This is a genomic window from Streptomyces sp. NBC_00490 (assembly GCF_036013645.1).
Taxonomy (GTDB): Bacteria; Actinomycetota; Actinomycetes; order Streptomycetales; family Streptomycetaceae; genus Streptomyces; species Streptomyces canus_F.
This window is the reverse complement of sequence record NZ_CP107869.1, coordinates 2,911,504-2,933,958: the sequence shown is the minus strand read 5'-3', so window position 1 is coordinate 2,933,958 and position 22,455 is coordinate 2,911,504. Positions and strand designations below refer to the sequence as shown.

The following is a 22,455-nucleotide window of genomic DNA, read 5'->3' as shown; positions in this document are numbered from 1 at the left end:
CGCCCAACCGCCAAACAACCTGCCCTGGAGTCTGTCCGTGATCTCCGCCTCCGGTATCGAGCTGCGCGCCGGCGCCCGAGTACTCATCGAGTCCGCCACCTTCCGTGTCGCCAAGGGCGACCGCATCGGTCTGGTCGGCCGCAACGGCGCGGGGAAGACCACCCTCACCAAGTGCCTCGCAGGCGAGGGCCAGCCGGCCGGCGGCACCATCACCCGCTCCGGCGAGGTCGGCTACCTCCCGCAGGACCCCCGCACCGGCGACCTCGACGTCCTCGCCCGTGACCGGATCCTCTCCGCGCGCGGTCTCGACGTACTGATCCGCAAGATGCGCGACAACGAGCAGCGGATCGCCAACGGCTCCGGCGCCACCCGTGAGAAGGCCCTGCGCCAGTACGAGCGCCAGGAGACCGAGTTCCTCACCAAGGGCGGGTACTCCGCCGAGGCCGAGGCCGCCACCATCGCCGCCGCGCTGAACCTGCCCGACCGGGTGCTCGGCCAGCCGCTGCACACGCTCTCCGGCGGTCAGCGCCGCCGTATCGAGCTGGCGCGGATCCTGTTCTCGGACGCGGACACCCTGCTCCTCGACGAGCCCACGAACCACCTCGACGCCGACTCGATCGTCTGGCTGCGCGACTACCTCAAGACCTACCGCGGCGGCTTCATCGTGATCTCCCACGACGTCGACCTGGTCGAGACGGTTGTCAACAAGGTCTTCTACCTGGACGCCAACCGCGCCCAGATCGACGTCTACAACATGGGCTGGAAGCTCTACCAGCAGCAGCGCGAGGCGGACGAGAAGCGTCGCAAGCGCGAGCGGCAGAACGCCGAGAAGAAGGCCGCCGCACTGCACTCCCAGGCCGACAAGATGCGCGCCAAGGCCACCAAGACGGTCGCCGCGCAGAACATGGCCAAGCGCGCCGACCGGCTGCTCGCCGGGCTCGACGCGGTGCGGGTCTCCGACAAGGTCGCCAAGCTCCGCTTCCCCGACCCCGCGCCCTGCGGCAAGACCCCGCTGACGGCCGAGGGACTGTCGAAGTCCTACGGCTCGCTCGAGATCTTCACCGATGTCGACCTGGCCATCGACAAGGGCTCCAGGGTCGTCATCCTCGGGCTGAACGGCGCCGGCAAGACGACCCTGCTCCGGCTCCTCGCCGGTGCCGAGCAGCCGGACACCGGCGCGGTCGTCCCCGGCCACGGGCTCAAGATCGGCTACTACGCCCAGGAGCACGAGACCCTCGACCCGGAGCGCTCGGTCCTGGAGAACATGCGCTCCTCCGCCCCCGACCTGGACCTGGTCGAGGTCCGCAAGGTGCTGGGCTCCTTCCTGTTCTCCGGCGACGACGTGGACAAGCCCGCCGGGGTCCTCTCCGGCGGTGAGAAGACCCGTCTGGCCCTCGCCACCCTGGTCGTCTCCTCGGCGAACGTGCTGCTTCTGGACGAGCCCACCAACAACCTCGACCCGGCCAGCCGCGAGGAGATCCTCGGCGCGCTGCGCACCTACAAGGGCGCTGTCGTCCTGGTCACCCACGACGAGGGCGCCGTCGAGGCGCTCCAGCCGGAGCGGATCATTCTGCTGCCGGACGGGGTCGAGGATCTGTGGGGTTCCGACTACGCGGACCTCGTCGCCCTCGCTTGATCGAACTCGTTGATCAACTAGGTATGGATCATTCGGCCTACCGGTGATCCATCATCTGTGTGAGATCTCCTCGTACCGAGGTGTGTCCTACATCCAATTCGCGGCCGAGCCCTTTATCGACAAGGGCTCGGCCGCGCCGCGTCTCTGACCAGGCACTTCACAAAAGAACCCGTTCGGCGGTACGAACGGCTCGCCGCGGAATCATGGATTCCGTATGTGGGGACGCGCTCCTGTCGTCACAACCTTGTCTTACGGACCTTGCCGAATGGGTGGCCATGAAGCCCCGGAGGGGTGATCATGAGGGGACCAGAGCGCACTTCCCATGAGGAGGCACGGGTGGCCGAGACTCTGAAGAAGGGCAGCCGGGTAACCGGCGCCGCGCGCGACAAGCTCGCGGCAGACCTGAAGAAGAAGTACGACTCCGGTGCGAGCATCCGAGCGCTGGCCGAGGAAACCGGCCGCTCGTATGGCTTCGTCCACCGGATGCTCAGCGAGTCCGGCGTCACGCTCCGTGGGCGTGGCGGCGCGACCCGGGGCAAGAAGGCCGCGTCGTCCTGATTCCGGGCGGCCCCTCGGCTTTCGATGGTGGCCACCCGGTCGGTCTTCCGATCGTCCGGGTGGTTACTGTGCAGTCACTTAGCCGTGCCATGTGGCACGGAGGATGACCGCACTCATCGGAGGCGCCCCATGGGCCAGGAACTCGTTCCCCTGCTCGACAAGGACGGCGTACGGCTCACCGTCGACAACGCGCTCGCCACGGTGACGCTGACCAACCCCGCCAAGCGCAACGCGCAGAGCCCCGCTCTGTGGCGCGCGCTCGCCGAGGCCGGTCGGCTCGTGCCCGGCTCCGTCCGTGTCGTCGTGCTGCGTGGAGAGGGCAAGTCCTTCTCCGCGGGGCTCGACCGGCAGATGTTCACGCCGGAGGGGATCGAGGGCGAGCCGTCGTTCATCGACCTCGCCCGCAGTGGTGACGCCGAACTCGACGCTGCCATCGCGGAGTTCCAGGAGGGCTTCACCTGGTGGCGGCGTAGTGACGTCGTGTCCATCGCCGCCGTCCAGGGGCATGCCATCGGGGCGGGCTTCCAGCTCGCGCTGGCCTGCGACTTCCGCGTCGTCGCCGACGACGTGCAGTTCGCCATGCGCGAGACCAGCCTGGGCCTGGTCCCGGACCTCACGGGCACGCATCCGCTCGTCTCGCTGGTCGGCTACGCCCGGGCGCTGGAGATCTGCGCCACCGGGCGCTTCGTGCCGGCCGAGGAAGCGGTGAACACCGGCCTCGCCAACATCGCCGTACCGCTCGACCAACTCGACGGCGCGGTCCAGGACCTGGCCGCGGCCCTTCTGGCCGCCCCCAGGGACGCCGTCATCGAGACCAAGGCCCTGCTGCGCGGTGCGCAGGACCGCACCTACGACGAGCAGCGCGCCGCCGAGCGCGCCGCTCAGACGCGCCGTCTGCGGGACCTGGCCGGCGTGGGCGAGTGAACCCTCACCCGACGGCGGTGACCAGCACCGCCACCGTCGGGTGACCGGGGAGCGCCTTCCCCACCTCTCGGCGGACCTCCCGGGCGACATCCACCGCCCGGTGCTCCGCGTCCACCGCCACCTCCACCCGGACATGGGGCCGCGGCAGGGCCGCCTCGCCCTGCCGCTCCTCGACGTGCACCGCACGGCCCAGCGCGGCGGTCAGCCCGGTGACACCGGGCACCGACAGCGCCGCGGCGGCCACGGGATCGCCGGCCGCCTCGGCCGACGGCGGTTCCGGCCGCCGTACGGGACCGGCTTGCGGTGCCTCGTCCAGCAGGGACGTCACCCGCAGGTCGACCTCGGTCACCGTCAGCCCCAGCCGCTCCGTCGCCGCCGTCGCCAGGGCGGTGCGCAGCAGGGCCGCCGTGATCGGCAGCGGCTCGTCCGCCGTCGCCGCGAACTCCGCCGTCACCCGCAGCGGGCCCGGCGGCAGCGCACTGGGCGGAGGCGGTACGACGGGGTCGTGCACGTCCTCCGGGTCTGCGAGGGAGATCCGCGCCCGGTCCAGCCGTACGCCGCGCACCTCCCGTACCGCACGCCGCAGCACCGCCTCGGCCGCCTCCTCCGCGATCCACGCGCCCTCGTGCGCGCCGCCCAGCGGCAGCAGCCTGCCGAGCCCCAGTTGATGCCGCACTGTCTGCGCCCACCGGTCCGCCGTCATACCCCCAGCCTGCCGCATCACAGGCGCGCGACGGCGCAACCCCGCTTACGGTGGTCGAAGGAGACGATCGAAGGGATGTACCGCGATGACTGACATGACGCAGACTCCCGAGGTGGAGACCGGCGTGCAGCCGCGCAAGCCCACCAAGCGCGGCGGCGGGGACCCGGCGACACGCGGGCGCACCACCATCGCCGACGGGGTCGTGGAGAAGATCGCCGGACTGGCCGCCCGGGACGTGGTCGGCGTGCACGCTATGGGCAGCGGGCTGAGCCGTACCTTCGGGGCCGTACGAGACCGGGTGCCGGGCGGGGCGAAGTCCGTGACCCGGGGCGTGAAGGTCGAGGTCGGCGAGGTGCAGACCGCGCTCGACCTGGAGATCGTCGTCGACTACGGCGTGTCCATCAACGAGGTGGCCCACGCCGTACGGGAGAACGTGATCGCGGCGGTGGAGCGGATGACCGGCCTCGAGGTCGTCGAGGTCAACATCGCGGTGAGCGATGTGAAGCTGCCCGAGGAAGAGGACGAAGAGCCGGAGTCCCGGCTCCAGTGAGTCCGCCGAGAGCTGAGGGGAGCGCAGGATGAGCATGGCCGTGGTCGGCTTGATCGCCGGCATGGCGCTGGGCTTCGCCGGGTACTTCGGCGGCTTCGGTGCCTTCCTCCTGGTGGCGGCGCTGGGCGCCGTCGGTTTCGTCGTCGGGCGGTTTCTGGAGGGCGACCTGGAGCTCGGTGACTTCTTCCGTACCCGCGACAGCCGCCGTGACCGGCGGTGACCTTGGTGAGCACCGGCTCCGGTGAGCTCCGCAGACCGCTGACCGTCGTCCCGCCCGGAGAGCGCGGTGCGACCCGGATCACCGACCGGGTCGTGGCGAAGATCGCCTCCCAGGCGGCGGGCGAGGCGGTCGGCGACCTCCCCGCGGGGTCCGCACGCCCGCACGCCACCGTGGTCGTCCACCGCGAGACCGCCCGCGTGCGGGTCCACCTCGAACTCGGTTACCCCGCCGACATCGGGGCCCGCTGTGCGCGGGTGCGTCGTCATGTGGGGGAGCGGGTAGTCGCGTTGGTGGGAATGGAGGTGTCGGAGGTCGTCGTCCACGTGGAACGACTGCACCTGACCCCGGCGCACGGTCCGGCACAGGGGAGGACGCGATGAGCGAGCCCCAGGGCTCACAGGGCACGGAAGGCACCACACAACGACTGCCGGTGCTGGAGAAGGCGGCCGACACCGACATCGGGGAGTACGAACCCCCACCCGTACCGGAGGGCGCGCCGGAGGGCCGTTTCTGGTCGGCACGGCGCGTCCCCGCGGGCATCGTCGCGCTGCTGCTCGCGGTGGTCGCCGGATTCTTCCTCTACGACATCACGGCGGTCCGCGCCGAGCAGCCCGCCATGCGCTGGCGCCGGGAGCTGGCCGCACAACTCGCCGAACGCCCCCTCGACGACACCTGGGTCCTCGTCGGCGCCGGCGTCGCCGCGGCCCTGGGCGTCTGGCTGATCGTCCTCGCCGCCACCCCCGGTCTGCGCGGCGTCCTGCCGATGCGGCGCACCGGGGCCGACGTCCGCGCCGGGCTCCACCGCGAGGCCGCCGCCCTGGTCCTGCGCGACCGGGCGGTGGAGGTCGCCGGCGTCCAGTCGGTACGCGTACGCCTGACCCGCGCCAAGGCCGACGTCGGCGCGATCGCGCACTTCCGTGAACTGGACGACGTACGCGCCGACCTGGACGCCACGCTGGCCGAGGCGATCAGCGGGCTCGGTCTGGCCAGGCCGCCCGCGCTGTCGGTGCGGGTACGGCGGCCGGGAAAGAAGGGGTGAGTCCGATGCTGCGGATCGTCAACCGTGTCGTGCTCGGGGTGGCCGGACTCGTCCTGCTGGTGGCCGGCGGTGCGGTGCTGGCAGTGGGCCTTGGGCTGAACCCGCCGTCCTGGTGGATCCACGACGGCCCCCACGACGTCCTGCTCGACGACGCCGAACGCACCCGCTGGGAGCACCACGGCTGGTGGTGGCCGACCGTCCTCGCCGTACTGGCCGTCCTCGTCCTGCTCGCCCTGTGGTGGCTGACCGCGAACCTGCGCCGGCACCGGCTGACCGAGGTCCTGGTGGACACCGGCGACGGCGAGGGCGCGCTGCTGCGGGGCCGCGCCCTGGAAGGCGTACTGGCCGACGACGCGACCGAGCTGGACGGCGTGTCCCACGCCCACGTCCGGCTGACCGGCAGGCGCAACGCCCCGCAGACCCGCGTACGGCTCCTGCTGGAACCGCACGTGGACCCCGGGACGGCGCTGAGCCATCTGACGACGCAGTCGCTGACGCACGCGCGGAACTCGGCGGGGCTGGCGTCACTGCCGGCGGAGGTCCGCATGAAGGCGGTCAAGCACCGTGCGGAAAGGGTCAGTTGACGTCTAGAACCCGTGCCGCATCCCACCGTCGACCGGCACCATGATCCCGGTCAGGTAGGAGGCGGCCGGCGACAGCAGGAACGCCGCCGTCCGCCCGAACTCCTCCGGCGTCCCGTACCGGCGCAACGGAATCCTCGACTCGTTGGCCGCGCGCGTGGCCTCCGGATCGGCGGACAACCCGTCCAGCTCGCGCACCCGGTCGGTGTCGATACGGGACGGCAGCAGCCCCACGACCCGGATCCCGCGCGGCCCCAACTCGTCCGCGAGGGACTTCGCGAACCCGGCGAGCCCCGGCCGCAGCCCGTTCGAGATGGTCAGCCCCGGGATCGGCTCGTGCACCGAGCCCGACAGCACGAACCCGATGACACCGCCCGCCTCCAGCTCGGCCGCCGCCGCACGGGCGAGCCGCACCGCGCCGAGGAACACCGACTCGAAGGCCGCGGCCCACTGCTCGTCCGTGTTGTCCGCGAGGAAGCCCGGCGCGGGGCCGCCGACGCTGATGAGGATGCCGTCGAAGCCGCCGAAGCTCTCCCGGGCGGCCGCGATCAGCCGTGCGGGCGCCTCCGGATCGGCGTTGTCGACGGCCACCCCGACCGCGCCGGGTCCCAGCTCGGCGGCCGCGTCGGCGGCCCGCTTCTCGTCGCGCCCGGTGAGAACGACCTTCGCCCCGTCGGCGACCAGCTCACGCGCGGACGCGTTGCCGAGGCCACGCGTGGCCCCGGTGACGACGTACACGCGGTCCTTCAGTCCAAGATCCATGGCTCCTATCCTGCCTCCTCGCCCCCGAACAGGGCGAGGGCGGTGTTCACCAGACCGATGTGGCTGAACGCCTGCGGGAAGTTGCCGAGCTGCACGCCGCCCACCGGGTCGTACTCCTCGGCCAGCAGCCCCACGTCGTTGGTCAGCGCCAGCAGCCGTTCGAAGAGGTCCCGTGCCTCCTGCGTGCGGCCCGTCATGTGGAGGGCGTCGGCGAGCCAGAACGAACACGCCAGGAACGCGCCCTCGCCGCCCGGCAGCCCGTCCACGGGCATCCCCTCGACGCTGTACCGCCGTACGAAACCGCCGTGGTCCAGCTCCTCGCGGATCGCGTCGACGGTGCCGACGACCCGGGGGTCGTCGGGCGGCAGGAAGCCGACGCGCGGGATCAGCAGCAGGGACGCGTCGAGCTCGCGCGAGCCGTAGTACTGGGTGAACGTGTTCCGCTCGGCGTCGTAGCCCTTCTCGCACACCTCGTCGTGCACCTCGTCGCGCAGCGCGCGCCAGGCGTCCACGTCGCCGCTCAGCTCCGGGTAGGCCTCCAGGGCGCGCACCGCGCGGTCGGCGGCGACCCACACCATGACCTTCGAGTGGACGAAGTCGCGGCGACCGCCGCGCACTTCCCACAGCCCCTCGTCCGGCTGGCGCCAGGAGGACCGGAGGAAGTCCAGCAGGACGCTCTGCAGGGACCACATGTGCGGTTTGGCGGGCAGGCCCGCACGACGGGCCAACGACAACGAGTCCATGACCTCGCCGTAGACGTCCAGTTGGAGCTGTTTCACGGCCTCGTTGCCGATCCGGACGGGCTTGGAGCCGGCGAAACCGGACAGCCAGGGCAGCTCGTACTCGGGCAGCCGCCGCTCGCCCGCGAGGCCGTACATGATCTGGAGGTCCGCGGGGTCGCCGGCGACCGCGCGCAGCAGCCAGTTCCGCCAGGCCTCGGCCTCCTCCAGGTAGCCGCACGACGCCAGGGCGCTCAGGGCGAGCGTGGAGTCGCGCAGCCAGCAGTAGCGGTAGTCCCAGTTGCGTACCCCGCCCAGTTCCTCGGGCAGCGAGGTGGTGGCCGCGGCCACGATGCCGCCGGTCGGCCGGTAGGTGAGCGCCTTCAGGGTGATCAGGGAACGGACCACGGCGTCCCGGTGCGGACCGTCGTAGCGGCAGCGCGCCGCCCACGCCTGCCAGTCGGCGACGCTGGACTCCAGCGCCTCGTACGGGTCGACCAGCGCGGGGCGCGGCTCGTGCGAGGGGTGCCAGGTGAGCACGAAGGCGACCTTCTCGCCCTCCTCGACGGTGAACTCGGAGTACGTGCCGAAGTGCTCGCCCCAGGTGCGGACCGGGGGCTCGCTGCGCAGCCACGTCGAGTCGGGCCCCGCCACGGCCACCCGGTGTCCGTCGGACCTGCGTACCCACGGCACGACCGAGCCGTAGTCGAAGCGCAGCCTGAGCGTGCTGCGCACGGTGACCCGGCCGCTGAGACCTTCCACGACGCGTACGAGGTCGGGAGCTTGGTGGCGTTGTGGCATCAGGTCGGTGACGCGTATCGCTCCCTCGTCCGTCTCCCATTCGGTGTCCAGGACGAGGGTGCCGGGGCGGTAGGCGCGGCGGGTGCACTCCCCGTCGGCGCCCTTGGGTGCGATGCGCCAATGGCCGTTCTCCTCGTCGCCGAGCAGTCTGGCGAAGCAGGCGGCGGAGTCGAAGCGTGGCAGGCACAGCCAGTCGACGCTGCCGTCCTTGCCGACCAGGGCCGCTGTCTGTTCATCGCCGATCAGGGCGTAATCCTCGATACGGGGCACGGGAGTGCGGGTTCCCGGTGAACCCCGGCGACAATCAGGGGGAGGGCCGGGGGAGTGACACCTGTGTGTCGGAGAAGATGACCCCCGGATCCGTGGGCGCCTGGTTCAGCACCCACAGGCCGATCAGCGTCGCCAGCGCGAAGACGACCGCGATGAGTACGGCCAGGACGAGCCGGCGGCGGCGTTCGCGGCGCAGCCACTCGCCGCGTGCCGTGCGATAGGCGTCGGGGGCCGCGTGCACACCGCCCGCCAACGCGGCCAGCGCCTCTTCGAGTTCCCGCTCGGTGCGGTCCGGAGTCGTGTCCTTCATCGCCGGGCCTCCATCGCCTGGGTCAGGGCGGCGAGGCCGCGTGCCGTGTGCGTCTTGACGGAGCCGCAGGAGATCCCCATCGCGGAGGCGATCTCGCTCTCCTTCAGACCGAGCCAGTGTCGCAGCACCAGCGCCTCCCGCTGCCGGGGCGGCAGTTGCTGGAGGGCGTCGATGAGGACGCGTTGGTCGTCGTGGAGGAGCGCGGTGCTCTCGGCGGAGGCGACGAGTTCGTCCAGTGGGGCCGGGGGGTTCTCCACATGTCTGCGGGCGACCTGGAGGTGCCGTATCCGCATCCGGGTCAGATTGCAGACGGTGGAGCGCAGATAGGCCTCCGCCGCCTCGGTGTCCCGCAGCCGCCGCCACTTGCGGTAGATCTGGTAGTAGGCCTCGGCGACCACGTTCTCCGGGTCGTCGGCGCCGAGCAGCACGGCGAGCCGCAGCATCGAGGCGTAGTGCTGCTCGAAGAGCCGGGCCACGCCCGCCTCGCGTTCCCGCTCGGCCGGATCGGCTGCCGCGGGGGTGAGCGGTACCGGTACGGAGGTGGTGTGTCTCAGGTGCTGTCTCACGGGTTGTTCGCTCCCGTCTCCGGGCGCCGGCCGAGGCTCAGACGCGACGGCAGATCGGTCAGGTCGGCGCCGCGCGGGACGCCGAGTCGTTCGAGGACCGCGGTGCCGATCGCGGCGACGGTCAGGTTCAGCAGGAGGGCGGTGAGGCCGGCGTAGATCTGGAAGGGGCCGGTGCCGACCGACGAGAACCCCTCGCGGACGACCAGGTAGGTGCCGGACAGCATCCCCGCGCCCCATCCGGCGAGCAGCGCCCGTGGATGCAGCCGGCCGGTGAACAGGCCCACGGCGACGGCCGGGAAGATCTGCAGGATCCAGACCCCGCCGAGGAGTTGGAGGTTGACGGCGTCCTGGTCGCGCAGTCCGAACACGAACGCGACCGCGCCGACCTTCGCCGTCAGCGACACCGCCTTGGCGATGCGCACCTGGCGCTTGGGCGTGGCGGTGGGGTGCACGTACTCGACGTAGACGTTGCGCACGAAGCTGGTGGCCGCCGCGATCGACATCACCGCGGCCGGGACGAGCGCCCCCACGGTGATCGCCCCGAACACCAGCCCGGCGAGCGGTCCCGGCATCAGCCGGTCGACCAGCATCGGTACGGCGGTCTCGGCGCCGCCCTCCGGTGCCCGCACGCCCGCCGCGAGCGCCGCGATGCCGAGGAACCCGAAGAGGGCGAGCAGTCCGGTCCAGGCGGGCAGGGCCACGGCGACCTTGCGCAGGGTGCGCGGGCTGTCGGCGGCGAAGGCGGCGGTCAGGACGTGCGGGTACATCAGCAGGGCGAGGGCGGAGCCGAGGGCGAGGGTGGCGTAGGAGGGCTGCTGCTCAGGGGAGAGGAGCAGTGCCGGGCCGCCGAGGCGTTCGGCGGCTCCGTCGAAGACGGCGCCCGGGCCGCCGAGCCGTTCCAGGACCAGCCAGGTGACGGCGGTGAGCGAGACGAAGACGGCGACCGCCTTGAGCGCGGAGATGACGGTGGGTGCCCGCAGTCCGTGCCGGTAGGTGGCCACCGCGAGGCCCGCGAACAGCGCCACCATCACCAGATCACCGGCCGCGCCCCGCGGATAGACGCCGCCCGCGGTCAGCACCGCCCGTATCCCGAGCAGCTGGAGCGCCAGATACGGCATGGTCGCGAGGATCCCGGTCAGCGCGACCACCAGGGCCAGCGGCGCCGAACCGTAGCGGCCGCGCACGAAGTCGGCGGCGGTGATGTAGCCGTGCCGCCGGGCCACCTCCCCGAGGCGGCTGAGCAGCACGAAGGCGATCGGGCAGACGATCACCGTGTACGGCACCGCGAAGAAGGCGGCCGCGCCGTTGCCGTACGCCAGTCCCGGTACGGCCGTGAAGGTGTACGCGGTGAAGATCGTGCCGCCCAGCAGCAGCCAGGTCCACACCGGGCCGAGGCCGCGGTCGGCGAGCGCCCAGCCCTCCAGGGACGGCAGCCGGTCGCTTTGGTGCAGCCGGCGCGCGGTCACGGCGAGCAGCGACGCTCCGCCGATCACGGCGAGGAACGTCGCGGTCATGGCGCTGTCGGCCATGGTCACCGTCCTTGGTGTGCCCGCAGGTGTGGCTTGACCCTCGCGCAAGAGTTGCGCGTGCGGCCGGTTCGGATGACAGGGAACCGGCGGAAAATCTTCTGGGCATTCGCTGTCAACCGTCTGCGACGGGTGGGCAACTCTTGCACAGACCCACAGCGAAGGGGAGAGGAGCGCAGGTCATGGCACGGACCGGTCATCACCGGCTACGGCGCGTCGCGATCGCCGTACTGCTGCTCGCACCCGCCGCGGGACTGCTGTGGGTTCCGCTGTACGCCGGTGCCGAGCCGCGGCTCGCGGGGACGCCGTTCTTCTACTGGTACCAGCTCGCCTGGGTGCCGGGGTGCGGTCTGTGTCTGCTCGCGGCGTACGCGCTGACGGACCGACATCGCCGCTGAGTCTCTTACCGCCTTTCCCGTTCCACCGTTTCCGGTGAGGAGCCGCCATGCCCGAAACCGCCCTTCAGCCTGCCCTCGAGGCGCCTGAAAAGTCACGAATGTCACCTCGGTCGATCCTCTTGTGGGCCGCCGTCGCACTGCTCGGCGCGGTCGCCTGGGGCGTCCTCGCGCTGGCCCGCGGGGAGAAGATCTCCGCGGTCTGGCTGGTCGTCGCCGCGCTCGGCTCGTACGCGATCGCCTACCGCTTCTACTCCCGCTTCATCGTGCGGCGCGTCCTGGAACCGGACGACCGCCGGGCCACCCCGGCCGAGCGCCTGGAGGACGGCGTCGACTTCCACCCCACCGACCGCCGGGTGCTCCTCGGCCACCACTTCGCGGCGATCGCCGGCGCCGGACCGCTCGTGGGCCCGGTCCTCGCGGCCCAGATGGGCTATCTGCCCGGCACGCTGTGGATCGTCGCCGGAGTGATCTTCGCGGGCGCGGTGCAGGACATGGTCGTGCTGTTCCTGTCCATGCGCCGGGACGGCACATCGCTCGGGCAGATGGCCCGTGACGAGATCGGCCGGGCGGGCGGCACGGCGGCGCTGATCGCGGTCTTCGCCATCATGATCATCCTGCTGGGGGTGCTCGCCCTGGTCGTGGTCAACGCCCTCGCGCACTCCCCGTGGGGCACCTTCTCCGTCGCGATGACCATCCCGATCGCCCTGTTCATGGGCTTCTGGCTGCACCGCATCCGCCCGGGCCGGGTCGTCGAGACCAGCCTCATCGGTGTCGTCCTGCTGCTGCTCGCGATCGTCGGCGGCAGCTGGGTCCAGGAGTCCTCACTGGCCTCGGCCTTCACCCTGAGCCCGACGACCCTCGTCCTCTGCCTCATCGGCTACGGCTTCGTCGCCTCCGTCCTCCCGGTCTGGATGCTGCTCGCCCCCCGCGACTATCTCTCCACCTTCATGAAGATCGGCACGATCGCGCTGCTCGCGGTGGGGGTCGTGGTCGCCGCCCCGGTGCTGCGCGCGGACGCGGTTACCGACTTCGCCTCCTCGGGGGCGGGCCCGGTCTTCGCCGGTTCGCTGTTCCCCTTCCTCTTCATCACCATCGCCTGCGGTGCCCTGTCCGGCTTCCACGCCCTGGTCTCCTCCGGGACGACCCCGAAGCTGATCCAGAAGGAGTCGCAGATCCGGATGATCGGCTACGGCGCCATGCTGATGGAGTCGTTCGTCGCGATCATGGCGCTGATCGCCGCGGCGACCCTGGAACCGGGGCTGTACTACGCGATGAACGCCCCGGCGGGACTGCTCGGCACGACGGCCGAGTCGGCGTCCCACGCGGTCGCGGGCCTGGGCTTCACCATCACGCCCGACCAGCTCACACAGGCCGCCAAGGCGGTCGAGGAGCAGACACTGATCGCCCGCTCCGGCGGCGCCCCGACCCTCGCGGTCGGCATGTCCGAGATCTTCTCCGGGGTCTTCGGCGGGACGGCCATGAAGGCCTTCTGGTACCACTTCGCGATCATGTTCGAGGCGCTGTTCATCCTCACGACCGTCGACGCGGGCACCCGGGTCGGGCGCTTCATGCTCCAGGACATGCTCGGCAACGTGTGGAAGCCGGTCGGCCGGGTCAACTGGAAGCCGGGCATCTGGCTGTGCAGCGGACTCGTCGTGGCGGCCTGGGGCTACTTCCTCCACAGCGGCGCCACCGACCCGCTCGGCGGGATCAACCAGCTCTTCCCGCTCTTCGGCATCGCGAACCAGTTGCTGGCGGCCGTGGCCCTGACGGTGTGCACCACGGTCCTGGTGAAGTCCGGGCGGCTGCGCTGGGCCTGGGTCACCGGCGTCCCGCTGGCCTGGGTGGTCGCGATCACCTTCACCGCCGGCTGGCAGAAGATCTTCTCCGACGACCCGCGCGTCGGCTTCTTCGCCCAGCGCGCCAAGTACGCCGACGGCATCGACGCCGGCCAGGTGCTGCCGCCCGCCAAGTCCCTCGACGACATGCGGACCGTGGTCACCAACTCCACCGTCGACGGCGTACTGATCGCCCTGTTCCTGCTGCTCGTCGCGGTCGTGATCGTCAACGCGGCGGTGGTGTGCGTCCGGGCCGTCCGTGCACCGGGCACCCTGCCGACGAGCGAGGCGCCCTACGTCGAGTCCCGCATCGAGATGCCCGAGCAGGCCGGTGAGGCACCGCTGGCCGGAGCGCGGTCATGAGCGTCCGGCGCTGGGCGCGGGCCGTCCGCTGGTACCTGCGGGAGCTCACCGGGGAGACGGAGTACGACCGCTACTGCGAACACCGGCTCCGCCACCACCCGCTCGCCCCCGTACCGACCCGGCGCGACTACCAGGTGCTGCGCACCCGGCACCAGGAGGCCCACCCGCAGGGCCGCTGCTGCTGACCTCCACCGCCGGGGGACCGCGGGGCGCGCACACCGCCCCGCGGTCCCCGACGACTCACCTCCGGGACCGAGATGTTCAGACGCCGCCCCGCCCTGCTGGTCCGCCCCGCCCTCGACGACGACGCGCTGCACACGACCCTGACGGAGCTGCGCCCCACCCCTCAGCTGCACGGCCTGGGCGCCGGCCGCACCCGCCCCCCGTGGCAGCCGGTCGACCTGCTGCGCGACACGGGCCGCGACTGGGACCGCCGGTGGCACCGGATGTCCGTACTGGCGGGCGAGCTGCCGCCCGCGGTCTGCGAACGCTGGACCGCCGAGCGGCCCGGCGACGGGGACGCCCTGGTGCTGCGAGCCTGCGTACGGTCCGCGCGGGCCGGTTCCGAGGGGTGGGCCGCCGCCCGGGAGGCCGAACAGGCGTGCCTGCGTGCCGCCGACGCCTGCCCCGAGGACCCGACCCCGTGGCTGGCCCTGCTGGACGTGATGTACGCGCACGCCGCCCCGGTCCGGGACGCCGTGCCGGTGTGGACCCAGGCCGTCCAGCGCGCACCCTGGCACCGGGGCGCCTACCACCGGCTGCTGCACCATCTGTCGCCGAGCGGACCCGGCACGGTCACCGCCATGACGGACTTCGCCGCGCACGCGGCCGCCCGCGCACCGCACGGATCACCTCTGGCCCTGCTTCCCCTGGCGGCCCGCGTCGAACTGGTCGCGCACCGGAACCTGCGGGGGCGGACGGGGCTCGGGGCCGACGCCCACTGGAACGAGGCCCGGGCCGCCGAGGAGATCGAGACGGCGCTGGCCGGCTGGTTCCGCACCGCCGCCACGCCGCATGCCGAGGCCGTCGCCGACCTCAACCTCCTCGCCTTCGCCCTGGTCCGCACCCACCGCCCGAACGAGGCCGCACCCGTCTTCCGGCGTATCGGGCGCCATATGACGAGGCATCCGTGGGAGCTGCTGCCGGCGCCGGAGCGCACGTTTCTCTACTGGCGCGACCGGCAGGAGGTGTGAGGAGGAGAGAGGGGCAGGGACCGGCGTCGCCCGTCTCAGACCGCCGCCGGCTCCGCCTGCTCCGCTGTCTCCTTCTCCGCCGCCTCCCGGCGGTCCCGCAGCTCGCGCCGGACCAGGACGATCCAGCCGATCGGGACGCCCGCGGCGAACAGCCACCACTGGAAGGCGTAGGCGTAGTTCAGCGGGGCGTTCTCCTTGCCCGGCCTGCCGAGCAGTTCCGGGGTGTCGCCCTTGGGCTCGGGCGTGGTCAGGGCGATGTAGCCGCCGAGGACCTGCTTGCCGAGGCGCTGGGCCTCCTGCTCGCTGTTGATCAGCATGATCTGGCGGCCCGGCAGACCCTTGAGGTTCTTGATGCCGCTCGCCGCGGTCGTCTCGTCGGGCATCAGCCGCCCGGTGACGGTGACCTCGCCCGCGGGGGGTGCCGGGACCTTCGGGAACGCGCTCTGGGTGGCACCGGTGGGGACCCAGCCGCGGTTGACCAGGAGCACCTTGCCGTCCTTCAGGACGAACGGGGTCAGGACGTGGTAGCCGACCTCGTCGTCGGAGTTGGTGCGGCGGCGGACGACGAGCTCGTCATCGGTGTCGAAGCGACCCGTCGCGGTCACCGACCGGTACCGCTCCTTGCTGGTGACCGTGTGCCCGGCGGCCGTCATCCGCTCCACCGGCACCGGGTCGGCGGACAGCGCGTCGGAGACCAGCTGGTTGCGGGCGCTGCGCTCGTCGTAGCGATGCATCTGCCAGATGCCCAGCCGGATCATCGTGGGGATGAGGACGAGGGCGACCAGCGTGAGGATCACCCACTGCCGGGACAACAGGAAGCGGTACACCCCATGACCGTACAACTCGGGCCATGGGGTGTTCGCACAGGGGTGTGGTCAGACGCGGTCGACGATGCCCACCTTTCCCTCCGCGCGGGCGCAGTGGGCGCCGCAGAACCAGTGGCCCTCGACCTCGACGCCCTGGCCGATGATCTGCACCCGGCAGTGCTCGCAGATCGGGGCCATGCGGTGGATCGCACAGGAGAAGCAGTCGAACACGTGCACTGCTCCCTGTGCGTGCACCTCGAAGGTCATGCCGTAGTTGTTTCCGCATACTTCGCAAGTCGCCATGGGCCACAGGGTGGGCCGTCGGTCCGGCGCGGGCGAGGCGGCGGCGGGCGAGTCGCGGCGCAATCACCCGTCCGTACGGTCATCCCCGCGACGCCGGTGCCACATTGCCGAGGAGTTGCCCGAAGGCCGCCTCGTCGACGACCGGTGTGCCGAACTGGCGGGCCTTGACCACCTTGGACGTGCCCGAGTCCGGGTCGTTGGTGACGAGCAGGCTGGTCAGCCGGGAGATGCTGGTGGCCACGTGCAGCCCGGCCTCGATCGCGCGGTCCTCCAGGAGGTCGCGCTCGGTGGAGGTGTCTCCGGAGAAGGCGATCCGCATGCCCTGCTTGAGCGGTTTGCCCTCTTCGTAACGGCCCGGGTTGGGATAGGGGCATGCGGGCCTTTTGCGGGCGGGGCGCCAACTGGTGGGCCGGTAGCTGCCGTAGCTCGACTGCTGCTGCCGGGGCACGGCCCGGTCCGTCCACTCGGTCAGCGGCCGGCACTCGTGCAGCGGCAGCCGTACGCCGCCCTCGGCCGCGGCCCTCAGGCTCGGCCGGAACGCCTCCGCGAGCACGCGCGCGTCGTCGAGCGCGTGGTGCGCGCGCTGCTGTACGACGCCGAAGTGGGCGGCCAGCGACTCCAGCTTGTGGTTGGGCAGCGGCAGGGCCAGCTCCTTGGACAGCGCGATGGTGCACAGCCGCTGGCGCACCGGAGCCTCGCGCTCCGCGCGCGCGTACTCCCGCGCGATCATCTGCCAGTCGAAGACCGCGTTGTGCGCGACGAGCACCCGGCCGTCCAGCCGGGACGAGAACTCCTCGACGATGTCCGGGAAGAGGGGCGCGCCCTGAAGCACATCGCTCGTCAGACCGTGGATCCACACCGGGCCGGGGTCGCGCTCCGGGTTGACCAGCGTGTACCAGTGGTCCTCGACCTCGCCGTGGGCGTCCAGCCGGTAGACGGCCGCGGAGATTATCCGGTCGTCCCGGGCGAGGCCGGTGGTCTCCACGTCGACGACCGCGTACCCCTGCGGATACGCGGCCGGCCACGTTGTGGGGGAGGACGCTGCGGTCGACTGGTCTTCGAGCATGGTCCCTGAGGATACGGGCCCTCACTGACAGCGCCGCGCGCACCCGGCCGAGAGGGGCCGGTGTGCGGCGGCGGGCGGTGCCGTGAGTTCGTACACAGGCGTGAGGAACCGTACGCACGCGCGCGTAGGGCCACCAATCTCGCACCGAAGCCCGGCAGTTGTCCGCCGGGCCCGCCCGCTCACCCCAGCGCCGCGACCAGGTCCCCCGCCGTCAGCGCCTCCAGACCGCAGCCGTCGACGGGCCCCGGCAGCAGCCGGTACACCGATCCGGCCGCACCCTCGGGGGCCACTGCGCCGTGGACCAACGCGAGGAACACCTGCTTCTTCGCGGCCGCTTCACCCGCGAGGGCGTCGGCGTCCTCGGACGGCCGCCGGCTCTCCGGCGGCTCCAGGGCACGCACGCGTGCCGCGAACTCCGTGTCCGGTTCCCCGATGTGCCGCCGGTAGTGCCAGAGCTCGTCCACCGCGCGCGGATGCGGCGCGCGCCGTACCACCGCGACCTCGTCGCCCCGCGCGGTCGCCCGCCATACGGCCAGGTCCCACAGGGTCGTACGGCCGCAGGAGAAGTACTGATGCAGGTCCTCGGCGACCCGCCCCAGGTCGGCCCCGTGCGCGTACAGACTATGGAAGCCCTCGGCGGCCGGCAGATGCAGATCGGTCCACAGGAACGTGCGGTGGTCCAGGTCGACCAGCATCGGGACGTGGATGCGCGAGTCGCCCGCCAGGTCGTACCGCTGACGGACCGTGCGCGGGTCGTAGGACGCGTCACGGTCCTCCAGGGCGGCGGACGGCAGCGCCATGAAGCCGGCGAAGGCGTCCAGGAGCGCCTCGAACGGAACGTCGTTGAAGCTGAAGACGACGGGCAGCGCGAACCGCACCCCGCGGTCGGCGAGCGCACCGAGGTCCAGGTCGACGTACTCGGTCGCCCCGTCCGGCGCGGGCCCCGAGACCAGATCACCGGAGTGGACCGCCGAACGGCCCTCGTACACGAGGTTGGTGTAGTCGCACAGACCCGCGAACTTCCACTCCTCGTCGTACAGCGCCACCGACAGGTCCAGGTCCACCCGGGTGCCGGCGGGCTCCATCCAGTGCAGGAAGAGCCGCAGGACCTCCCCCTCGGGCAGCGGCTGAGTGCTGCCGCGCGGCACCGTCACGAGCGCCTTCGCGGCGGCGCTCTCGGCGGCCGGCACCGCGAGACCGGTCAGCGCCGAGTCCAGCACGGCCAGGTCGAGCCGGGGCCCGTCGGCCAGGCGGCGCAGCGCCTCGGCCTCCAGCAGCGCGCACACCCCGTCCGTCACCTCCGACGACAGCGGCACGCGCGTGTCGTCGATCGTGAAGGAGTGGGTGACCTGCCCGCGGGGGAAGAACACCCGCCGCCCGCCCGGCAGATGACGGATCCGCATCCGGCCGAGCGCGGCCAGCAGCGGACCCGGCCCCGCCTTGGGCAGCACACGGCGCAGGACGTCCCCGAACCCCTGTGGCAGTACGTCGAGTTCGCGCAGCCGCAGCAGATGGTCGAGCCTGCGCAGCAGTTCGCCCGGCCGCTGGGCGAGCAGCTCCAGGGCGGCCGTCATGTCCTTCTCGTGCAGCGCCTGTTCGACGCCTGCCGCCCAGGTGGCCGGCCTGACGCGGACGCCGTCGACCCGCACCGCGTCCGGGTGTCCGGCGGCGGTCCGCAGCAGCGCCTCGCCGAGCGCGCCCTCGGACGTGTCCGTGCCGCGCAGGACGGCGAACGCGAGCGCGGCCCGGGGATGGCGGGCGTGCTGTTCGTAGGGGTGCAGGATCTCGGCGGCGCGCTTCCAGGCGCCCGGGTGCCGCAGCACGTCCTCGACCAGCGAGGGCACCGCCAGGCCGTCGAGTGTGCCGAGCAGGTCTCGGCGCAGCGCGCGCGGCAGGGAGCGCATACGGGGCGGGGCGAGCAGATCGGCCTCGCCGCCCGACCACACGCACAGCAACCGCAGCACGTCCGTCGCGGTCGTCAGATGCGTGGCGAGGAGCCCGGTCGCCGTCACGCGCGTGTTCCGGTCGCGCAGCAGTGTGCCGAGGACCAGCGCCTTCGTCTGCCGCACCGGGATGTCCGCCGGGAACCAGCCGAGGTCGGCCGGTGCGTGCGCCAGCAGGATCCGCACGTCGTCCCGGTCCTGCGGCGGCAGCGGGGTACGACGGGCCAGCAGTTTCAGCAGGGCCCGGACCGCGTCCGCCTTCGCGTCCACTCCGAGGGCGAGCAACTTCAGCGGACCGACGGCGAGTTCGCGCTCGTGGCGCGGGTGCTCCGGCTTCAGGAAGGGGTCGGCCCGGTCGATACGGCGATGACAGACCGGGCAGCCCGCGTAGTCCGCGCCGTCCCAGCACTCCCGGCACACCAGATGCGCGCACGGCGACACCGGGTGCACGCTGCCGACCGTGCCGCACAGCACACACGGCTGGGTCGGCCACTGCAGCAGCAGGGTGAAGATCCGGTCGACGTACAGCTGGAACGTGTCGTCCGGCACCGAGGCCGGGAAGCTGCGGAACATCGGCATATGGGTGCGGTCCGCGCCCAGTTCGGCGTCGATGTGCCCGACCAGCTGCCGGCCCGCGTCCCCGAGGCCGGCGGGTCCCAGCCAGGCGAGCGCCGCGCGCAGCTCCGCCGTCGGTGCGAATCCCCGGTCCAGCAGCTCGGCTTCGAGCGCGACGAGCCCTGGCGTCGTCGACGGGTCGCCCGGGCGTGGCCCGGCCTGGTCGACGTAGACGGTACGAAGGCGGCGGAGCAGCACGGACGACAGTACGGACAAGCGGAGGCCCCCGGCGGGAAGGAAGAGAGGAAGAAGGCGAGGGGCGGGGAGTGAGCGCGCTGTCAGCGTCGGAAAGGGAGAAGGAAGCACGCTTGCGGAGCCGCCCCCGCGATCACGAATGTAGAAGAGCCGTCTGTACGGCGCCACTTATTTGTTTGCGTCATGTGTCTTCGAGCAGCGATCGCGTCAACGCCCGCACGGACGTGACGAACAGCCGCTCCTCGTTCACCGGCCGCGCGAAGGCGCGGGTGAGCTCCGGGTCGTCGTAGCCGGTCGTCTCCTGCGCGGGATGCTGCACGGGCGCGCGCTCCCGGTTGCGTTCGACGAGGACGAAGCCCACGACCTGGAACTGCACCGCCCGCACCGCCTCCGCCGCCCGGGCGCCGCGCAGCCCGGCCGCGTGCACCTCGCGCACCAGCGCCTCCCGCGCGGGCAGGAACATCCGCTCGGTCAGGCCGCGTTCGTGTGCCATCGCGATCAGATGCGGATGGGCGCGCAGCCGCCGGCGCAGGATGCGGGCCAGCGAGACGACCCGCTCGGCCGGGGTGCGCCCGACCGGCCGGAACTCGCCCAGGTCGGCCACGGTCCGCTGCACGAGCGCGTCCAGCAACGACTCCCGGTTGCCGACATGCCAGTAGATCGAGGTCACGGCGGTGCCCAGTTCGGCGGCGAGCTTGCGCATCGTCAGCGCCTCGGGGCCGTGCTGCCGCACCAGGTTCGCGGCGGTGTCCAGGACCTCGTCCCGGGTGAGCGACGGTCTCGCCATGGTGCCCCCAAGTCCGTCTCGTGCATGCCTATTTACCCTGCGGGACGAGTGCTGTAACTGTGTTACAGGTGACGGCCCATCAGAAGAAGGGCGGTACGGCATGGCACGCGTACGGTACGGCGCACGGACCGAGGCGGAGATCACCGCCGCGCGCACCGCGAGCTCCAGGCTCCCCGACATCTGGTCCACCGGAGTGGTGGCGGTCTGGGAGACCGACCCGGACGCGCTCGCGGCGGTCCTGCCACCACCTCTGAAACCCACGGACCGGCCGCTGGCCCGGGTCAACATCAGCAAGGTCGACCTGCCCGGATATCCGCTCGGCGCGGGCTCGTTCGCGGTCGCCGCGGCCCATGACGGCGTCGAGGGCTGGTATCCCCTCGTCATGCCGATGACCCACGAACGGGCCCTGGTCGGCGGCCGTGAGGTGTTCGGGGAACCCAAGAAGCTCGGTGAGGTGGTCGTCGAGCGTGACGGCCTGACCGTCCGCGCGTTCCTCGCCCGCCACGGCATCGCCTTCGTCGAGGTGCGCGGCGCGGTCGCCGGCGAACTGCCGCCGCCGGAGCCGGTCCGGAAGACCGACTTCTACTTCAAGTTCCTGCCCGCCGTGGACGGCTCGGGCTTCGACTCCGACCCCGTGCTCGTGCGCTGTGTGCGCAACGAGAAGGTCCGCAAGCTGGAGCGGATCACCGGCGACGTCGTCCTGCGCGAGTCGATGTACGACCCGGTCGCCGACCTCCCGGTGTGCCGCCTCGTCGAGATCACCATCGGCGAGAAGACCAGCGACCAGCGGGGCAAGGTGATCGAGCGGGTCGACGCGCGGGCGTTGCTGCCGTACATCCATCAGCGCTACGACGATCCGGCGCAGGTCCTCGACGCGCCTCCCGAGGGGAGTGCGTGATGGACCTCGCGGAAGGACAGGTCGCCGTGGTCACCGGCGCGGCGAGCGGCATCGGCCTCGCGATGGTCCGGCGGTTCGCCGCCGAAGGGCTCAAGGTCGTTCTCGCGGACGTCGAGGAGGGCGCCCTGGAGAAGGCCGTGGCGGGGCTTCGCGCGGACGGCGCGGACGTGCACGCGCGCGTGGTGGACGTCGGTGAGCGCGAACAGGTCCTGGAGCTGGCGGACTTCGCCTACGAGACGTACGGGGCCGTCCACGTGCTGTGCAACAACGCCGGGGTCGGCTCGGGCGCCGAGGGCCGGATGTGGGAGCACGAGCCGAACGACTGGAAGTGGGCGTTCGCCGTCAACGTATGGGGTGTCTTCCACGGCATCCAGGCGTTCGTGCCCCGCATGATCACGTCGGGTCGACCCGGTCACGTGGTCAACACGTCCTCCGGCGACGGGGGTATCGCCCCGCTGCCCACCGCCTCCGTGTACGCCGTCACCAAGGCGGCCGTCGTGACGATGACCGAGTCCCTGTACGCCCACCTCAAGGCGGAGCACGCACGCGTGGGCGCCTCCGTCCTCTTCCCCGGCCCGCACATGCTCCGCACGGGCCTGTGGGAGTCGCACCGCAACCGGCCCGACCGGTACGCCAAGGAACGGCCGCGCCGGACGCCGTACCGCAGCCTCGACCAGTGGGAGGCCGCGATGAAGGAGGCGGGCCGGCAGGTGCAGTTCACGCCGGTGGAGGAGGTGGCCGAGGCCGTCGTCGACGGCATCCGCGCGGACCGCTTCTGGATGCTGCCGCCGAGCGAGCACAGTGACGCCCAGATCAGGGCGCGGGCGCAGTCGATGCTCGACCGCGCCGACCCGTCGTACCTAGAGAGCTTCATCCTGGACTGAG

At 71.9% G+C, this 22,455-nt stretch carries 25 protein-coding genes; 14 read left to right on the top strand and 11 right to left on the bottom strand.

All coding sequences use genetic code 11. From position 1 onward, the window contains the following. Positions 1–37 precede the first annotated feature (37 nt). The 3 genes from OG381_RS13195 (at position 38) to OG381_RS13185 (ending at position 3,118) form a co-directional block, all read left to right on the top strand. Positions 38–1,636, top strand: a complete 1,599-nt coding sequence (locus OG381_RS13195) for an ABC-F family ATP-binding cassette domain-containing protein (RefSeq protein ID WP_307032507.1) — start codon at positions 38–40, stop codon at positions 1,634–1,636. A gap of 336 nt (positions 1,637–1,972) precedes the next feature. Continuing rightward, positions 1,973–2,194 (top strand): helix-turn-helix domain-containing protein, encoded by a 222-nt coding sequence (locus OG381_RS13190; protein ID WP_004002281.1) that lies wholly within the window; start codon positions 1,973–1,975, stop codon positions 2,192–2,194. A gap of 129 nt (positions 2,195–2,323) precedes the next feature. Then, positions 2,324–3,118 (top strand): enoyl-CoA hydratase/isomerase family protein, encoded by a 795-nt coding sequence (locus tag OG381_RS13185; protein ID WP_327716291.1) that lies wholly within the window; start codon positions 2,324–2,326, stop codon positions 3,116–3,118. A 4-nt stretch (positions 3,119–3,122) separates the two neighbouring features. Here OG381_RS13185 and OG381_RS13180 read toward each other — a convergent pair whose 3' ends face one another. Further along, positions 3,123–3,821, bottom strand: a complete 699-nt coding sequence (locus OG381_RS13180; protein WP_327716290.1) for a nucleopolyhedrovirus P10 family protein — start codon at positions 3,819–3,821, stop codon at positions 3,123–3,125. An 85-nt stretch (positions 3,822–3,906) separates the two neighbouring features. Here OG381_RS13180 and OG381_RS13175 point away from each other — a divergent pair, with 85 nt between their 5' ends. From OG381_RS13175 to amaP, 5 genes are read left to right on the top strand one after another with little or no spacing between them, the layout of a single operon-like run. Further along, positions 3,907–4,371, top strand: coding sequence for an Asp23/Gls24 family envelope stress response protein (locus OG381_RS13175; protein WP_046257708.1), 465 nt, complete (start codon positions 3,907–3,909; stop codon positions 4,369–4,371). 28 nt (positions 4,372–4,399) lie between these two features. Then, the gene (locus OG381_RS13170) at positions 4,400–4,591 is read left to right on the top strand and encodes a hypothetical protein (protein ID WP_327716289.1); all 192 of its coding nucleotides are present in this window, start codon (positions 4,400–4,402) and stop codon (positions 4,589–4,591) included. Then, positions 4,588–4,971 carry a hypothetical protein gene (locus OG381_RS13165; protein WP_327716288.1) on the top strand — a complete coding sequence of 128 codons (384 nt, stop codon included), beginning with the start codon at positions 4,588–4,590 and terminating at the stop codon, positions 4,969–4,971. Before OG381_RS13170 ends, OG381_RS13165 begins: the two co-directional genes overlap by 4 nt. Then, positions 4,968–5,630 (top strand): DUF6286 domain-containing protein, encoded by a 663-nt coding sequence (locus OG381_RS13160; RefSeq protein WP_327716287.1) that lies wholly within the window; start codon positions 4,968–4,970, stop codon positions 5,628–5,630. Before OG381_RS13165 ends, OG381_RS13160 begins: the two co-directional genes overlap by 4 nt. Before the next feature lie 5 nt (positions 5,631–5,635). After that, positions 5,636–6,214: an alkaline shock response membrane anchor protein AmaP gene (gene amaP, locus OG381_RS13155; protein ID WP_327716286.1), complete on the top strand. Its 579-nt coding sequence runs from the start codon at positions 5,636–5,638 to the stop codon at positions 6,212–6,214. Positions 6,215–6,217: 3 nt separating this feature from the next. Here the strand turns inward: amaP and OG381_RS13150 are convergent, their stop codons facing one another. Genes OG381_RS13150 through OG381_RS13130 form a run of 5 tightly spaced genes read right to left on the bottom strand, consistent with a single transcriptional unit; the run spans position 6,218 to position 11,168 of the window. Further along, on the bottom strand, positions 6,218–6,973 hold the full coding sequence (locus OG381_RS13150; protein ID WP_307032520.1) for an SDR family oxidoreductase: 756 nt from the start codon (positions 6,971–6,973) through the stop codon (positions 6,218–6,220). Between the two features lie 5 nt (positions 6,974–6,978). Beyond that, positions 6,979–8,763, bottom strand: coding sequence for a glycoside hydrolase family 15 protein (locus OG381_RS13145; protein ID WP_327716285.1), 1,785 nt, complete (start codon positions 8,761–8,763; stop codon positions 6,979–6,981). A 34-nt stretch (positions 8,764–8,797) separates the two neighbouring features. After that, positions 8,798–9,073 (bottom strand): hypothetical protein, encoded by a 276-nt coding sequence (locus OG381_RS13140; protein ID WP_327716284.1) that lies wholly within the window; start codon positions 9,071–9,073, stop codon positions 8,798–8,800. After that, positions 9,070–9,639 (bottom strand): RNA polymerase sigma factor, encoded by a 570-nt coding sequence (locus OG381_RS13135; RefSeq protein ID WP_327716283.1) that lies wholly within the window; start codon positions 9,637–9,639, stop codon positions 9,070–9,072. Before OG381_RS13135 ends, OG381_RS13140 begins: the two co-directional genes overlap by 4 nt. Then, positions 9,636–11,168, bottom strand: a complete 1,533-nt coding sequence (locus OG381_RS13130; protein WP_327716282.1) for a sodium:solute symporter family protein — start codon at positions 11,166–11,168, stop codon at positions 9,636–9,638. Before OG381_RS13130 ends, OG381_RS13135 begins: the two co-directional genes overlap by 4 nt. A 179-nt stretch (positions 11,169–11,347) precedes the next feature. On the opposite strand from OG381_RS13130, the gene OG381_RS13125 reads away from it, so the two are divergent. The 4 genes from OG381_RS13125 to OG381_RS13110 all read left to right on the top strand — a co-directional run bounded on the left by OG381_RS13125 (position 11,348) and on the right by OG381_RS13110 (position 14,957). Beyond that, positions 11,348–11,563: a DUF3311 domain-containing protein gene (locus tag OG381_RS13125; protein ID WP_266829048.1), complete on the top strand. Its 216-nt coding sequence runs from the start codon at positions 11,348–11,350 to the stop codon at positions 11,561–11,563. 98 nt (positions 11,564–11,661) lie between these two features. Continuing rightward, positions 11,662–13,764: a carbon starvation CstA family protein gene (locus OG381_RS13120; protein ID WP_443061892.1), complete on the top strand. Its 2,103-nt coding sequence runs from the start codon at positions 11,662–11,664 to the stop codon at positions 13,762–13,764. Continuing rightward, a complete protein-coding gene (locus tag OG381_RS13115; RefSeq protein WP_327716280.1) occupies positions 13,761–13,949 on the top strand; it encodes a YbdD/YjiX family protein in 189 nt (62 codons plus the stop codon). The genes OG381_RS13120 and OG381_RS13115 overlap by 4 nt, the downstream gene beginning before the upstream one ends. 72 nt (positions 13,950–14,021) lie before the next feature. Beyond that, a complete protein-coding gene (locus OG381_RS13110) occupies positions 14,022–14,957 on the top strand; it encodes a hypothetical protein (RefSeq protein WP_327716279.1) in 936 nt (311 codons plus the stop codon). 35 nt (positions 14,958–14,992) lie between these two features. Here the strand turns inward: OG381_RS13110 and OG381_RS13105 are convergent, their stop codons facing one another. The 5 genes from OG381_RS13105 to OG381_RS13085 form a co-directional block, all read right to left on the bottom strand. After that, positions 14,993–15,784 carry an SURF1 family cytochrome oxidase biogenesis protein gene (locus tag OG381_RS13105; RefSeq protein ID WP_327716278.1) on the bottom strand — a complete coding sequence of 264 codons (792 nt, stop codon included), beginning with the start codon at positions 15,782–15,784 and terminating at the stop codon, positions 14,993–14,995. A 48-nt stretch (positions 15,785–15,832) separates the two neighbouring features. Further along, positions 15,833–16,066, bottom strand: a complete 234-nt coding sequence (locus OG381_RS13100; RefSeq protein WP_079083468.1) for a hypothetical protein — start codon at positions 16,064–16,066, stop codon at positions 15,833–15,835. A 79-nt stretch (positions 16,067–16,145) separates the two neighbouring features. After that, complete coding sequence (locus tag OG381_RS13095) at positions 16,146–17,132, bottom strand: DEDDh family exonuclease (RefSeq protein ID WP_327716277.1); 987 nt, start codon at positions 17,130–17,132, stop codon at positions 16,146–16,148. Positions 17,133–17,311: 179 nt separating this feature from the next. Continuing rightward, positions 17,312–19,906, bottom strand: coding sequence for an MXAN_6230/SCO0854 family RING domain-containing protein (locus OG381_RS13090; protein ID WP_327716276.1), 2,595 nt, complete (start codon positions 19,904–19,906; stop codon positions 17,312–17,314). A 160-nt stretch (positions 19,907–20,066) separates the two neighbouring features. After that, on the bottom strand, positions 20,067–20,672 hold the full coding sequence (locus OG381_RS13085) for a TetR/AcrR family transcriptional regulator (protein ID WP_327716275.1): 606 nt from the start codon (positions 20,670–20,672) through the stop codon (positions 20,067–20,069). 100 nt (positions 20,673–20,772) lie between these two features. On the opposite strand from OG381_RS13085, the gene OG381_RS13080 reads away from it, so the two are divergent. Beyond that, positions 20,773–21,570, top strand: a complete 798-nt coding sequence (locus OG381_RS13080) for an acetoacetate decarboxylase family protein (RefSeq protein ID WP_327716274.1) — start codon at positions 20,773–20,775, stop codon at positions 21,568–21,570. Then, on the top strand, positions 21,570–22,454 hold the full coding sequence (locus OG381_RS13075; RefSeq protein WP_327716273.1) for an SDR family NAD(P)-dependent oxidoreductase: 885 nt from the start codon (positions 21,570–21,572) through the stop codon (positions 22,452–22,454). The genes OG381_RS13080 and OG381_RS13075 overlap by 1 nt, the downstream gene beginning before the upstream one ends. Position 22,455: the final 1 nt, after the last annotated feature.

Coding starts and splice junctions, on each gene's coding strand:
- OG381_RS13185 (WP_327716291.1), top strand. CDS start 2,324: ATGGGCCAGGAACTCGTTCCCCTGCTCGACAAGGACGGCGTACGGCTC.
- OG381_RS13180 (WP_327716290.1), bottom strand. CDS start 3,821: ATGACGGCGGACCGGTGGGCGCAGACAGTGCGGCATCAACTGGGGCTC.
- OG381_RS13175 (WP_046257708.1), top strand. CDS start 3,907: ATGACTGACATGACGCAGACTCCCGAGGTGGAGACCGGCGTGCAGCCG.
- OG381_RS13170 (WP_327716289.1), top strand. CDS start 4,400: ATGAGCATGGCCGTGGTCGGCTTGATCGCCGGCATGGCGCTGGGCTTC.
- OG381_RS13160 (WP_327716287.1), top strand. CDS start 4,968: ATGAGCGAGCCCCAGGGCTCACAGGGCACGGAAGGCACCACACAACGA.
- amaP (WP_327716286.1), top strand. CDS start 5,636: ATGCTGCGGATCGTCAACCGTGTCGTGCTCGGGGTGGCCGGACTCGTC.
- OG381_RS13150 (WP_307032520.1), bottom strand. CDS start 6,973: ATGGATCTTGGACTGAAGGACCGCGTGTACGTCGTCACCGGGGCCACG.
- OG381_RS13140 (WP_327716284.1), bottom strand. CDS start 9,073: ATGAAGGACACGACTCCGGACCGCACCGAGCGGGAACTCGAAGAGGCG.
- OG381_RS13130 (WP_327716282.1), bottom strand. CDS start 11,168: ATGGCCGACAGCGCCATGACCGCGACGTTCCTCGCCGTGATCGGCGGA.
- OG381_RS13125 (WP_266829048.1), top strand. CDS start 11,348: ATGGCACGGACCGGTCATCACCGGCTACGGCGCGTCGCGATCGCCGTA.
- OG381_RS13120 (WP_443061892.1), top strand. CDS start 11,662: ATGTCACCTCGGTCGATCCTCTTGTGGGCCGCCGTCGCACTGCTCGGC.
- OG381_RS13115 (WP_327716280.1), top strand. CDS start 13,761: ATGAGCGTCCGGCGCTGGGCGCGGGCCGTCCGCTGGTACCTGCGGGAG.
- OG381_RS13110 (WP_327716279.1), top strand. CDS start 14,022: ATGTTCAGACGCCGCCCCGCCCTGCTGGTCCGCCCCGCCCTCGACGAC.
- OG381_RS13100 (WP_079083468.1), bottom strand. CDS start 16,066: ATGGCGACTTGCGAAGTATGCGGAAACAACTACGGCATGACCTTCGAG.
- OG381_RS13095 (WP_327716277.1), bottom strand. CDS start 17,132: ATGCTCGAAGACCAGTCGACCGCAGCGTCCTCCCCCACAACGTGGCCG.
- OG381_RS13085 (WP_327716275.1), bottom strand. CDS start 20,672: ATGGCGAGACCGTCGCTCACCCGGGACGAGGTCCTGGACACCGCCGCG.
- OG381_RS13080 (WP_327716274.1), top strand. CDS start 20,773: ATGGCACGCGTACGGTACGGCGCACGGACCGAGGCGGAGATCACCGCC.
- OG381_RS13075 (WP_327716273.1), top strand. CDS start 21,570: ATGGACCTCGCGGAAGGACAGGTCGCCGTGGTCACCGGCGCGGCGAGC.